10 protein-coding genes are annotated in these 13,028 nt (G+C 71.4%); 4 read left to right on the plus strand and 6 right to left on the minus strand.

The features are described 5' to 3' along the window. Nucleotides 1-26: 26 nt before the first annotated feature. Nucleotides 27-1,325 carry a TolC family protein gene (locus R2J75_RS03055; protein WP_316411048.1) on the minus strand — a complete coding sequence of 433 codons (1,299 nt, stop codon included), beginning with the start codon at nucleotides 1,323-1,325 and terminating at the stop codon, nucleotides 27-29. After that, on the minus strand, nucleotides 1,322-1,990 hold the full coding sequence (locus tag R2J75_RS03060) for a TetR/AcrR family transcriptional regulator (protein WP_243331328.1): 669 nt from the start codon (nucleotides 1,988-1,990) through the stop codon (nucleotides 1,322-1,324). The genes R2J75_RS03055 and R2J75_RS03060 overlap by 4 nt, the downstream gene beginning before the upstream one ends. 129 nt (nucleotides 1,991-2,119) lie before the next feature. Here R2J75_RS03060 and R2J75_RS03065 point away from each other — a divergent pair, with 129 nt between their 5' ends. Then, entirely contained in the window at nucleotides 2,120-2,464 is a 345-nt protein-coding gene (locus tag R2J75_RS03065) for a hypothetical protein (RefSeq protein WP_243331326.1), read from the plus strand. 87 nt (nucleotides 2,465-2,551) lie between these two features. Here the strand turns inward: R2J75_RS03065 and R2J75_RS03070 are convergent, their stop codons facing one another. From R2J75_RS03070 to R2J75_RS03080, 3 genes are all read right to left on the minus strand, one after another. Beyond that, entirely contained in the window at nucleotides 2,552-4,675 is a 2,124-nt protein-coding gene (locus R2J75_RS03070) for an alpha-ketoacid dehydrogenase subunit alpha/beta (protein ID WP_316411049.1), read from the minus strand. 128 nt (nucleotides 4,676-4,803) lie between these two features. Then, nucleotides 4,804-5,928 carry an outer membrane beta-barrel protein gene (locus R2J75_RS03075; RefSeq protein WP_243331322.1) on the minus strand — a complete coding sequence of 375 codons (1,125 nt, stop codon included), beginning with the start codon at nucleotides 5,926-5,928 and terminating at the stop codon, nucleotides 4,804-4,806. 174 nt (nucleotides 5,929-6,102) lie between these two features. Continuing rightward, nucleotides 6,103-7,311 (minus strand): ammonium transporter, encoded by a 1,209-nt coding sequence (locus R2J75_RS03080; protein ID WP_279341718.1) that lies wholly within the window; start codon nucleotides 7,309-7,311, stop codon nucleotides 6,103-6,105. Between the two features lie 260 nt (nucleotides 7,312-7,571). Between R2J75_RS03080 and R2J75_RS03085 the strand changes: the two genes are divergently transcribed. The 3 genes from R2J75_RS03085 (at nucleotide 7,572) to R2J75_RS03095 (ending at nucleotide 12,179) form a co-directional block, all read left to right on the plus strand. After that, nucleotides 7,572-9,512, plus strand: coding sequence for an ATP-binding protein (locus R2J75_RS03085; RefSeq protein WP_243345626.1), 1,941 nt, complete (start codon nucleotides 7,572-7,574; stop codon nucleotides 9,510-9,512). Beyond that, nucleotides 9,509-10,231 (plus strand): response regulator, encoded by a 723-nt coding sequence (locus tag R2J75_RS03090; RefSeq protein ID WP_243331316.1) that lies wholly within the window; start codon nucleotides 9,509-9,511, stop codon nucleotides 10,229-10,231. Before R2J75_RS03085 ends, R2J75_RS03090 begins: the two co-directional genes overlap by 4 nt. A 235-nt stretch (nucleotides 10,232-10,466) precedes the next feature. Next, nucleotides 10,467-12,179 carry a sensor histidine kinase gene (locus tag R2J75_RS03095; protein WP_316411051.1) on the plus strand — a complete coding sequence of 571 codons (1,713 nt, stop codon included), beginning with the start codon at nucleotides 10,467-10,469 and terminating at the stop codon, nucleotides 12,177-12,179. Nucleotides 12,180-12,259: 80 nt separating this feature from the next. Here the strand turns inward: R2J75_RS03095 and R2J75_RS03100 are convergent, their stop codons facing one another. Next, on the minus strand, nucleotides 12,260-13,000 hold the full coding sequence (locus tag R2J75_RS03100; protein WP_243345629.1) for a carbon-nitrogen hydrolase family protein: 741 nt from the start codon (nucleotides 12,998-13,000) through the stop codon (nucleotides 12,260-12,262). Nucleotides 13,001-13,028 lie beyond the last annotated feature (28 nt).

Consider the following 13,028-nt stretch of genomic DNA (forward strand, 5'->3'; position numbering starts at 1 on the left):
GGCGTCACCTTTCACGGTCCGGTTCATCATCCAAGGGGGGGCAGGCCACAGGCGCGGCGCAGATCGAAGAGGGCGGTCCAGACCCCGAGCTGGGCGCGGCGGCGCTGGCTGTCCATCTGCCGTTCGGCGCGCTCGGCCTGGAGGAGGTCCAGGGAGGTGATGAGGCCCTGGTCGAAGGATTCGCGGCTGGTGCGGAGGGCCTCCAGGGCCGCGTCATAGGCCTTGCGGGCGGCCTCGTCGTAGGCGCGGGCCTTGACCATCTCCCGCTCGGCGGTGCTCCGCTCGACGGCGATGGCCCGTTCCTTGTCGATGCGGCTCTGGGTGACCTGCTCGAGCTGGGCCCGGTTCTGGGCCCGCTTGCCCGAGGACCGCAGCCCGTCGAACACCGGGAAGCGCATGGTCACGTTCACCTTCCAGGTGTCGTAGGGCTCCTTGAACAGGTTGTTGGTCTTGCCGGCCTGGTAGCCGTACGAGGCGTTGAAATCGAACTTGGGCCGCAGGTCCGACTTGATGATGGTGTCGTTGGCCCGGTACATGGCCTCCTGCTGCTTGAGCTGGGCGATCTCGCTGCGCTCCGCGCCGGAAAGGGGGAGGTCCAGGCTGGGGGCCCCGGGGTCGGCCAGCCGCAGGGGCGTGTGCGGATCCAGGCCCAGGGCCCCGTTGAGGAGCTCCAGGGCGCGCTTGTAGGTGGCCTCGGCGTTCAGGTTCTCCGGCACCACGGACAGGTATTCGCTCTCGGCCCGCAGGCGGTCCAGCTCGGTGGCCGACTGCACCTCCAGCTTGGCCTTCACGTCGCTCAGGAACTGCTCGGCCGTGCGGAGCCGGGTCTGCACCACCTCCAGCTCGGCCTGGGCGGCGAGGGCGGCGATGTAGGCCTTGGCGGCGCCGTGGAGGGTGTCCAGCTCGGCGGTGGTGTAGGCCAGGCTGGCCTCCTTCTCGCCCATCTTGGCCACCTGGATCGCGGTGCCCAGCTTGCCGAAATAGAAGAGGGGCTGGGAGACGGTGGCCTGGGTGGTGTAGAGGTTGGTGGGGCTCAGGAGCTGGGCCGGGTCCAGGCCGAAGTCCTTGAGGCTGGAACCCATGTTGCTGTTGAGCAGGCTCACGTCCCGGTACCGGGTGAAGTCCCCGGCCAGGGTGAGCTGGGGCAGGGCGTCGGCCCGGGTGCTGGTGATGAGGCCCTGGCGCTCGGTGACCCGCGCCTTGGCGGCCTTGAGCAGGGGGTTCTCGGCCTTGGCGCGCGCGAGGGCGCCGGCCAGGTCGAGGGGGACCTCGGGGGGGGCGGGCGGCTGGGGGGCGGTCTCGGCGGGGGGCAGGAGGAGGATCATGGACGGGCTCCGGGAAGGGCTTCGGGGACGGCCAGACCCCTGAGGCTGAACTGGACGATGTGCCGCACGAGGGCCTGGACGTCCCGGGGCCACGCCGGGTCGCCGGTCATCATGCGGATCATCGGAAGGTTGATGTGGAAGTGGGTGATCTGGCCGAAGAGGCTGTTGACCGACAGGAAGGCCTCCTCGTCGTCCAGGTCCGGGCGCAGGGCCCGCATGCACCGGGTGATCTGGTCCACCAGGGGCTGGATGTGGCCCCGCAGGAGCTCGACCATGTCCGGGCGGGGGGACTGGAGTTCGCGGTTGATGAGTTGGTGGGCGGCCCGGTCGAAGTCGCCCCCCTCCCCGCAGGCCAGCATCTCCCGCAGCAGGCTCTCCACCAGCTGGTGGAAGGCATGGATGGCCCGCTCCCGGGCGTTCGGCTCATCGGGGGACGAGGGCACCACCTCGAAGGGCAGGGGGCGGATCGTGAAGATGTGGGTGAGGGCGGCGGCGTAGAGGCCGGTCTTGCCGCCGAAGTGGTACTGGACCAGCGCCGAATTGGCCTTGGCCCGCTGGGCGATCTCCCGGATCCCCGTGCCGTCGAAGCCGTGCTCGGCGAAACAGAAGACGGCCGCTTCGAGCAGCCGGAGGCGGGTGTTGGATTCGGGATCGATGGGGGTCATGGGTCACCTGGGGCTTAATCAACCGAATGATCAAGCGGGTTTCAGTTTTAATCAATCGATTGATTGCTGCAAGAGGTTTTTTCAAGGAGGCCCCATCCGTGCCATCCTGGGAGGTCACCGGAGCCCGCAATGCTGTCGTACATCGCCTTCTACGTCCTGGCGTCCATCCTGATCCTGCAGGGCACCCAGCTCCTGGGCGAGCTCACCCGCCCCCTGGGCACGGTCCCGGCCGAGGTCAAGCCGAACCCCCTCCCGGCCGCCCGGATCGGCGGGTTCCTGGTCACCTTCGGCGCCGCCTCGGTGGTGGCCGGCCTCCTGAGCCACCTCTACCCCTGGTTCCAGGGTTCCCTCGGCCTGCTGCACGGCGCCGGGATCCTCGTGGAAGCCGTCTTCGGCGTCTGGCTGGTCTTTGGCCGCAAGGTGGACTACCTCCCCGCGCCCGTCGCCGACACCCCGGCCCACGGCCACCACTGAGCGGTCTCCCGCCCGGGAGCGGGGACCCGCGGCGCGCGCCTCAGCCGCGCGCCGTGGGCCCCCGCTTCGCGGGACCGGGACCGGGCCTCAGATCCGGGCCAACGCCCGGTACGCCTCCAGGAAATCGCTGGGCTGGGGCAGGATCTCGTCCTCCAGGCTGGGATGGTAGGCCACCCAGGTGTCCTTGGCCGCCAGGCGCTTGACCGGTGCGTCCAGTTCGAAGAAGAGTTCGTCCGCGATGCGGGCGGCCAGTTCCGCGCCGTAACCCCACTGGAGGGTGTCTTCGTGGGCCACGAGGACCCGGCGGGTCTTCCGCACGGTGCGGGCGACGGCCTCCCAGTCGTAGGGGCTGAGGGTGCGCAGGTCCAGGATCTCCACGGACAGGCCCTCGGCTTCCGCTTGGCGCGCGGCCTGGACGGCGCGGTGCACGGTGCTGCCGTAGGTGATCACGGAGAGGTCGGTGCCCTCCCGGGCGAGGCGGGCCTTGCCGAAGGGGATCATGTACCCGGGGCCCGGGTCGTTGCCCTTGTTGTGGGTCTGCCGGTAGAGGTGCTTGGGCTCCAGGAAGAGCACGGGATCGTCGCAGCGGATGGCGGTGCGCAGGAGGCCGGCGGCGTCCACGGCCCGGCTGGGGTAGACCACGCGCAGGCCCGGGATGTGGGTGAAGGTGCTCTCGCCGCACTGGCTGTGGTAGACGGCCCCGCCCATGAGGTAGCCGCCGATGGGCACCCGCAGGACGACGGGGGCCTTGAAGTGGTTGTCGCTGCGCCAGCGGATGTTGGCCAGCTCGTCGCGGATCTGCTGCATGGCGGGCCAGATGTAGTCGAAGAACTGGATCTCCACCACGGGCTTGAAGCCGCGCGCGGCGAGGCCGATGGCGCGGCCCACGATGGTGGCCTCGGCCAGGGGGGAATTGAACACCCGGTTCTCGCCGAACTGGCGCTGGAGGCCGTGGGTGGCCTTGAAGACGCCGCCCTTGCCCTTCACCACCTCCAGGATCTCGGGGCGGCTCGCGTCGGCCACGTCCTCGCCGAAGGCCAGGATGAGCGGGTTCTCCGCCATCTCCTGCTTCAGGGTGGCGTTGATGAGGTCCAGCATGGTCTTGGCGGCGTTGGTCTGGTCCGGCGTCCGGTCTTCGGTGTCGAAGGCGGGGCCGGTGGGGTCCACCGTCTCGCTGTACAGGTGGCGGAAGCTGGAGCCGCTCTCCGGGGGTGGGGCCTGTTCGGCCTCCTGCCATGCGGCGTCCACCTCCTGGTCCACCTCTGCCCGGAGGGTCTCCCATTCGGAAGGCGTCAGGTCCCCGGCCTCCAAGAGGCGGGCGGGCCAGGTGACGATGGGGTCCCGGCGGGCCTCCTCGGCGCGCTGGGCGGGGGTCTTGTAGAGCTGCTCGTCGTCCGAGAGGGAGTGGGAGTAGGGCCGCACCACCCGGCCGCGCACCAGGGCGGGCCCGCGCCGGGCCCGGGCGTGGGCGACGGCCTTCTGGACGGCCTCGTGGCTGGCCACGGGGTCGCAGCCGTCCACGTCGTCCAGGACGAGGAGGCCGTGGGGTTCCCAGCCCTTGAGGAGGGCGGCCACGTTGGCGCCCGGGTACTGGACCTCGGTGGGCACGGAGATGGCGTAGCCGTTGTCCTCCACCAGGAAGACCACGGGGGCCTTGAGGTTGACGGCGTTGTTGACGGCCTCCCAGAACTCGCCCTCGGAGACGGTGCCGTCCCCGGTGGTCACGAGCACCACTTCGCCTTCGGTCATGCCGAGCCGGGCGGAAAGCCCCTCGCGCTCGGCCCGGAGGATGGCCTCGGCCGCGCCCACGGCCTGGAGGAACTGGGTTCCCGTGGGGCTGGAGGTCGAGAAGATGTTGAGGCGGTCATCGGACCAGTGCCCGGGCATCATCCGGCCTCCGGTGGCGGGGTCGAGGCCCGAGCCCACGGAGCCCAGGAACATGTCCCGGGCCGATACGCCCAGGGCGTGGGCCAGGGCGCGGTCCCGGTAGTAGAGGAAGAACCAGTCCTGGCCGGGGCGGAAGCAGAGGGCTGCGGCCGCCTGGAAGGCCTCGTGACCGGCGCCATTGATCTGGAAGTACACCTTGTTCTGGCGCTTGCCGGTGATCTCCCGGTCGTCGATGCGGCGGGAGGCGTAGATCGTGCGGAGCAGGCCGACCTTCTCCTCGCGGGAGAGGGTGCAGGCGCCGGGGATCGTCTCGGTGTTGACCACAAGCTCTCCTTGCGCCGGGGTCCGGCGGGCGAACAAATTTATCATAACCGATTTTGTCAACAATCCCCCGGCGGCGTCGGGGGCAGACCGGCGCAGACCGGTCCGCCCCCGGGGCCCGGGCAGGGCGGTCAGAAGCTGGCGCCCACCTGCCAGGTGGCGCTCAGGGCGTCCTTGAAGGTCCGGCCGGCGGCGTCGGAAACCTTGAAATTCAAAGCATCCCGGCGCACCTCGAGCCGGGTGAACGCCTGCTTCCAGCGGCGCTCGACGCCCAGGCAGAAGGCGGTGGCCTGCAGGTCCACCCCCTGGGTGGGCGGCAGGACGGCGGCCAGGGTCGGGTCACAGGCCAGGCGGAGGCCGGTGTCGTCGTTCAGGGCCTCCGCCCGCCCGAAGAGGGCCCAGGCCTCCGTCAGGCGATAGCGGGCGATGAGGCCGGCGCCGTTCCAGGTGGCCCGGTCCCGGAGCCCCCCGTGGACGAGGGTCCCGGGGGCCAGGTCCTCGCGGGCGGCGTCGCCCTCGAACTGCAGGGTGAGGCGGTCCAGGACCCACTGGCCGCTGAGGCTGACCCGGCTCCGCTTCCGTCCCTCCGCGCCCGTGCCCGCGCTGGCGCCCAGCCCGTCCTGCTCGGGGCCCGTGAACCCCATGAGGGTGACGAAATGGTCCGGGGAGCCGCCGCGGTTCCAGGTGACCCCCAGGCCCACGGTCTTGCCGCGGTTGTTGTCCTGGAGGCGGTCCTCGCCGTTGATGACCCAGAGGTCCGCGCTCCAGGAGGGGGAGAACGCGTGGTGCCAGGCCAGGCCCACCTGGGCGAAGGGGAGGGCGTAGGTGAAGAGGAGGCCGCGGCTGGCGGTCACGGTCTGGGTGCCGTCCAGCACCTCCATGCCGAGGGGCGTGTACATGCGGCCGGCCTTGAGGGTGTCGGCGCCGCGGGTCCAGCTCACGTAGGCCTCGGGCCAGGCCAGGTCCCCGTCGTGGGAGGACCCGGAGGCCAGGTTCAGGTTCCGGGCCATCCGGCCCCCCAGGGCCGTGAACCTGAAGGCCCACCCTTCGGCCAGCGCCACGTCCGCGCTGAGCTGGACGCCGTCGAGGGCGAAGGATCCGGCGGAGGCGTCGAGGGGCCGGAGGAAGAGGGACCCGTCCGGGGTGTCCCGGTCCGTGGCCGTGGCGGAGGCCCAGAGGGCGCCGTGCCAGGTGACGGCGGGGGCCTCGGCCGAGAGGCAGAGGCCTCCCGCGAGGAGGAGGAGGGGGATGCGCATGGAGGCTCCGTGGGGGATGCGAGGCGATGGTCAAGTGTGCGGCGGCGCCCCGCGGCGGGGAAGACCTGAAACGCGGGGCGCCTCCGGGGCCGCCGCGCCTCGGCGCCCGGCCCGCCTCCCGGACCCGGGAGGGGGATCGAACGCCGAGGCGCGGGGAGCGTGGAACGTGGAACGCTAGAGCGCGTCCGTGTAGGCGACTTCGCCGTGGAGGCCCATGTCCAGGCCGGCCTCCTCGACGCCCTCCTCGACCTTCACGCGGGTGATGCGGTCGATGATCCAGAGCATGCCGTAGGTGAAGACGAAGGCCCAGGCGCTGGAGACCGCCACGGCGGTGATCTGCTTGACGAGGAAGGAGGTGCCCCCGCCCGTGAGCAGGCCGTTGGTGACGATGGAGGGGTTCCAGGCCTTGTTGGCGAACAGGCCCAGGAAGATGATGCCGATGAAGCCGCCGACGCCGTGCACGCCCCAGACGTCGAGGGCGTCGTCCCAGCCGAGGCGGTTCTTCAGGGCCACGGCGTAGTAGCAGATCACGCCGGAGAGGACGCCGATCAGCGCCGCGGTGGCGGGGGAGACGTACCCCGCGGCGGGGGTGATGGTGGCCAGGCCGGCCACGGCGCCGGTGAGGAGGCCGAGGAACTTGGGCTGCTTGGCGTTCATCCACTCCACCACCAGCCAGGTGACGGCGGCGAAGGAGGCGGCGACGTCGGTGTTGATGAAGGCGGAGGTGGTCACGCTGTCCACCTGGAACTCGCTGCCGGCGTTGAAGCCGTACCAGCCGAACCACAGGAGGCCGGTGCCGAGGGCGACGAGGGGGATGCTGTGGGGGACGCTGTCCACGATCCGGCGCTTGCCCACGTAGAGGACGGAGGCGAGGGCGGCGATGCCCGCGGTGTTGTGCACGACGATGCCGCCGGCGTAGTCGAGGACGCCCCACTTGGCCAGGAGGCCCTCGGGATGCCAGACCATGTGGCAGAAGGGGAAGTACACGAAGATCAGCCAGGCCGTCAGGAACCACATGTAGGCCTTGAACGTCACCCGGTTGGCGAAGGCGCCGGTGATGAGGGCGGGGGTGATGATGGCGAACATCATCTGGTAGGCCACGTGGACGAAGGTCGGGATGCCCAGCGCGGCGTTGCCCTGGTAGAGGCTCTGCAGGGTGATGCCCTTCAGGAAGGCGTGGCTCAGCGGGTTGCCGATGATGCCGTGCATCGTCGGGCCGAAGCACATGGAGTAGCCGAAGGCGAACCACAGGACCGTGGTCCAGCCCATGGAGACGAAGCTCTGGATCATGATGGCCAGCACGTTCTTGCGGCCGCAGAGGCCGCCGTAGAAGAAGGCCAGGCCCGGGGTCATGAGCATGACGAGGCTGGCGCAAAGGATCATGAATCCTGTGTTGCCGGTGTTGATCTGGGGTAGCACGGGGCGCTCCTGAAAGGGGGATGAAGGGGGGTGTTCCCGGGACACGGCTGCGCCCACCCCGGTCGGGCCGGGGGTCGCACCTGCCTCGGGGGGGCAAGATACTGCCCACCACAGTGATATGAAGACCCGCTCATCGGGTATAAAGATTGTGTAAAAAGTGAGGGATTCCGCGCCTTTCCCAAGGGCGTGGCATGATGGGCGGACACGCCGAGGAGGCACGAACAGTGAACGCCGCGAAGGCCGACCCCACGGGCGGCCCCATCCTGGTGGGCCTGGGCTCGGACGCCCGGAGCCTGCGACTCGTCCATGCGGGCTTCCGCATGGCGAGTGAACGCGGCTGCCCCTGGCGCGTGGTGCACGTGGAGGTGCCGGGCTGGAACACCCCCGAGGAATCGGACCAGGCGCGGGTCTGGCTGCAGGAGGCCTCGGAACTGGGGGCGGAGGCCCTCTGGGTGCGGGCCCCCTCGGTGGTCTCGGGCCTCCTGGCGCAGGCCCGGGGGCGGACGCCCTCCCTGATCATCCTCGGGCTCGCCCGGGCGCGGGGTCCCTGGGACCGGCTCGAGCGCTCCCGGATCCACGCCCTGCTGGGACGTCACCTGGACGTGCCGCTCCTCGCGGTGCCCCTGGACGGCGACGCCCCCCGGGAGCCGCGGGGCGATGTCTTCCGCGACCTGGTGGGGGTGGGGGCGGCCCTGGCGGTGATCCTCGTCCTCGCCGGCATCTTCGGGGCGGCGCTGGCGGTGGAGATCGGCTTCCCGGCCCTGGCCCTGGTGTTCGGGCTGGCCATCTGGTTCATCCACCAGCGCTGGGGCCTCGCCACCGCGCTGGCGGGCGTCGCCGGGAGCCTCGCCCTCTATGCGGGCGTCTTCCCGGGGCCGGCCCGCGGCCTCGCCGTGGGCGACTGGCCCCACCTGGCGGCCTTCGCGGCCAACCAGGGAGGCGTGCTCCTCCTGGTGCATCTGCTGGAACGCCTGCGCCGGGAGTATCGGGCGGGCCGGATCGCCCAGGCCGAATCCGTGCTGCTCATGCTGCTGGGGCGATCCCTCGCGCGGTGCTCCACCATCGAGGAGGTGGCGGAGGTGCTGACCCAGCGGATCCAGGGGCTCTTCCATGCGGAGGCGTGGATGCGCCTGCCCGCGGAGGGGGGCGGGTGGCGGAGCTACCCGGAAGGGCGGCCGGCGCCCCCCTGTCCCGCCCCGGAGCAGATGCTGCCCGCCTTCGCGGCGGCCCCGGCCGGAGAGGATCCCCTGGCGCCCCTGCACCTGGCCCCCTGCGCCTACGTGCCGCTGGGAGGGCCCGCGGGCCCCGCGGGCCTGCTGCAGCTGCGCCCCGCCGGCGGCGGCTCCCTGCCGCAGCACCGCTGGGGCCTCCTCCAGGCTTTCGCCACCCAGGGCTCCCTGGCCCTGGAGCGGATCCGCTGGGTGGAGGCCGCCCAGCGGGCGCGGGTGGAGAACGAGACGGAGCGGGCCCGGAGCGCCCTCCTGGGGGCGGTCTCCCACGACCTGCGCACGCCCCTGGCGGCCATCCAGGGCGCGGCCACCAGCCTGCTGCTGCCCGAGGGGGCCCTCCCCGAGGCCAGCCGGCGGGACCTGCTCGCCATGATCCGGGACGAGAGCGTTCGCCTGGCCCGCCTCCTGGGCAACCTCCTGGACCTGACGCGCCTGGAGAGCGGCGTGCTGCGGGTCCAGAAGGCCTGGCAACCCCTGGACGAGGTGGTGGGCTCGGCCCTGGGCCGGGCGGAGCGGGAGGGGCCGCTGCCGGTGGACGTGGTCCTGCCCGCCGACCTGCCGCCGGTGCCCTTGGACGGAGGGCTCATGGAGCAGGTGCTCCTGAACCTGCTGGCCAACGCCCGCCGGCACGCGGGCGGCAGTCCGGTGCGGCTGGAGGCCTGGGCCGCCGGCGATTCGGTGGAACTGGCGGTGGAGGACCGGGGGCCCGGGATACCGGAGGCCTACCACGCGCGCGTCTTCGAGAAGTTCTTCCGCATGCCGGACCGCCAAGGGGATGGCGGGGTGGGCCTGGGCCTGGCCATCTGCGACGCCATCCTCAAGGCCCATGAAGGCCGCATCTGGGTGGAGGACCGGGCCGGGGGCGGGGCCCGCTTCCGCCTGTCCCTGCCCACGGGCGGACCCCCGCCCGAACCGCCCCTGGAGACCGGCCCATGATGACCCAGCCCCAGATCCTGATCATCGAGGACGAGGCCGCCCTGCGGCGGTTCCTGGTTCCCACGCTGGAGGCCCAGGGCTACCGGGTGGAGGTGGCGGAAGGGGGCCACGAGGGCCTCCGGCAGGCCCGCACCCACAACCCGGACCTCGTGCTCCTGGACCTGGGCCTGCCCGACCTGGACGGCCTGGAGGTGCTCCGGCAGCTGCGGGGCTGGAGCCGCAAGCCCATCCTGATCATCTCCGCCCGGCACCAGGAGGGCGAGAAGGTCGCGGCCCTGGACCTGGGCGCCGACGACTACCTGACCAAGCCCTTCGGCGCGGCGGAGCTGCTGGCCCGCATCCGCGTCGCCCTCCGCCACGCGGCCCGGCCGGCGCAGGACACGCCCCTCCTCGTCCTGGGGGCCCTGCGCCTGGACCTGGAGCGCCGGGACGTGTCCGTGGACGGGACGCCGGTGCACCTGACGCCCCTGGAATACCGCCTGCTGGAGGCCCTGGCCCGGCGCGCCGGCCAGGTGGTCACCCACGCCCAGCTCCTGAACGAGGTCTGGGGGCCCGCGGGCGCGGGGCAGACCCACTACCTGCGCATCTACATGGGCACGCTCCGGCGGAAGATCGAGGTGGATCCCACCCGGCCCCGGTACCTGATCACCGAGCCCAGCATCGGCTACCGCCTGAACGGCGAAGGTTCGGGAAACCGGCCGGGACCCGAAATGGAGTAATGCTTCATTCCTCCGGGCGGCGCGCCCGGTGGGTCAATTGGTTGTTGGAACACATGTTGGCGTTTGGGAGGACCGGTCAGGCCGCCCACGGCCTGTTTTTCTATCATTAATGAAATATTGCATTAAAAGGGTCATCTTTTTATCAAAGTCTTTCATTTTCATGGCTTTCCTTCAAAATGGTCTTGTCCGAAGACTCCGGGCAGACGATAAGCATCCTTAAGGAAAAGCCCAGGCCATGTCCTTCCCCTCCCCCAGCCTCCGACCCGGTCTCCTCCTCGCGGGAGCGGCGGCGGCGAGCCTCGCCCTGGCGCTGGCCATCCCCTTCCTGCCGGGCAACCTGCCCTGGTACGTCCACAGCTTCACGATCCTGGCCGCCAACGTCCTGGCGATCCTCGCCTGCCGGGGCCGGGCCCGGGCCGTCCCCGCCGAGGCGGCGGGTTGGCGGCTCTTCGCCCTGGGCATCGGCATCATCCTGGCCGGAAACGCCCTCTGGGTCCTCCTGCCGGCGCCGGAGATGGCTCGGGCCGCCTGGCGGATGGCCCTATCCGCGGCCACGCCCCTCGGGGGGGTGTGCATGGCCCTGGGCATCTGGCGCTGGCCCTGGCGCAGGGTGGGGGACCACGGCTTCCCGAGCGCCCTGGGGGCCATGGTCTTCTGCCTCTCCATCGTGCTCCTCCCCTGGAGCCAGGCCTCCTGGGTGCCCTATTACCAGGGCGAGCCGACGATCCGGATCCTGGCGACGACCATGCTCTCCCGCCTGGTCCTGGCCGGGGGCGTGGCCGCCTACTTTGCCGCGGAAGACCCCCGGCGCCTGCGGGGCCCCCTCGGCTGGTTCATCCTGAACAGCTGTCTGGTCTTCCTGCAGATGGCCTTCATCGCCAAGGGGGTGCACCGCCTCCACGTGGCCGCCCACTCGCCCTGGCTGGCCCTCACGCCCTTCACCTCCGCCTGCTTCCTCCTGGTTCCCCTGTGCGAGCGCCCCGTGGAAGCCCCGGAGGCGGAGCCCGCGGACAACCCCGTCCTGGCGGCCGCCCTCCTCCACATCCCCTTCCTGGCCAGCGCGGCCCTCATCGTCCTGCAGGTGATGCGGGGCGCCTCCCCCGCCCCCTGGGTGATGGGGACCTTCCTCCTGCTGACGGCGGCCCTGGTCGGGCGCCAGTTCCTGCTCCAGGTCCAACTGGCGGCCTCCCACCGCACCCTGGAAGCGCGGGTCGCGGAGCGCACCGCGGAGCTGGAGCGCATGCAGGGTGTGGCCCTCCTGAACGAGCGCCTGAACGCGGTGGTGGTCCTGGGCGCGGGCCTGGTCCACGACCTGAACAAGGGCCTCGGGTCCATCCTCAACGCGGCCGAGGTGCTCCGCATGGAGCTGACCCGCCGCATGAAGGTGTCCGGGTTCGCGGTGGAGGCGATCATCGAGGCGGTGGAGCGGTCCGCCACCCTCTCCTCGCGCGTCATGGACTTCTCCCGGCAGCTCCAGGAGGACGGCGAGGTGCGCGACCTGCGCCGGGAACTGGCGGCCCTGGAGGGCCTGCTGCGGCTCCTGGTCCCGGGGGGCGTCCACCTCCAGCTCCAGCCCGGGCACGAACCGGCCCCCGTGCGGATCCACACCGAGGACCTGAAGCAGATCCTCGTCAACCTGGTGGCCAACGCCCGGGACGCCATGCCCGGGGGCGGGACCATCCGCCTGGCGGTGAGCAAGGAAGCGGCCACCGGCGAGACCTACCTGGATGTGGAAGACACGGGTACCGGCATCGCCCCCGAGATCCAGGCCCGCATGTTCGATCCCTTCGTCACCACCAAGGAGCCCGGCATGGCCTCCGGCCTCGGCCTCGCGTCTGTGCGGATCCTTCTGGACAAGGCCAGGGCCCGGGTGGAGGTGCAGTCCCAGCTGGGGGCCGGCACCCGCTTCCGGCTGGTCTTCCCCTGCCCGGCCCACGCCTCGGCGTGAGGGTCCGCGGCCGAAGCCGCGGTTCAGGTCTGGACCTCCTGGATTGGCCCCTCATTCATGGCGGGGCCACGCCAGGATGTCTAGCAGACGTCCACGCGGGAGATGGGGACGTGGGTGGTGCGGGGGTCCACCAGGACGGCGGCGGCGCGGGCGCGGTCCAGGACGTAGGTGTGGTCGTCGTCCGTGGGGATGGGGTCGCCCAGGGGGTCGAACACGTGGTTGCCCGCGCCGGAGAAGGGTTCCCCGGGCCATTCGGAGGCGGCCACGCAGCAGCCCACGGTGAATACGGCGTTCTCGATGGCCCGGGCGCGGAGGAGGGTGCGCCAGACGTGATCCCGCCGCCAGGGCCACCAGGCGGGAACCAGGAGGGCGTCGGCGCCCGCCTCCAGGCGCAGCGCGCGGGCCTGCTCGGGAAACCGGATGTCGTTGCAGGTGAGCAGGCCCAGGGTCCAGTCCCGGAAGCGCACGGCCACGTACCGGTCGCCGGGCGCCCACATCCGGTCCTCCCCGTTGGGCCGGAAGAGGTGCACCTTGTCGTACTGGGCCCGCGCCTCGCCGGCCTCCCAGAAGGTGAGGCGGTTGCGGCCCGCCTCCGTGATCGTCCCGAAGAGGAAGGCGGTGCGGGGATGGTCGCCGGAGAGGCGCCGGAAGCGGGCCCGCAGGGCGGCGGGATCGGCGGGCTGGAGGTAGCCGTGGAGGAAGCCTTCGGGGAAGACGACGAGCTCGGCCCCCGCCGCGGCGGCCGCCGCGCCCTCCTGGTCCATGCGCTCCAGGCCGGCGTCCACGGCGGTGGTCACGAAGCGGGACAGGTGGATCCTCATGGGCGCCTCCGCCTCCACCATAGCGCCC

Origin of the sequence: Mesoterricola sediminis (assembly GCF_030295425.1) — a bacterium.
GTDB lineage: Bacteria > Acidobacteriota > Holophagae > Holophagales > Holophagaceae > Mesoterricola > Mesoterricola sediminis.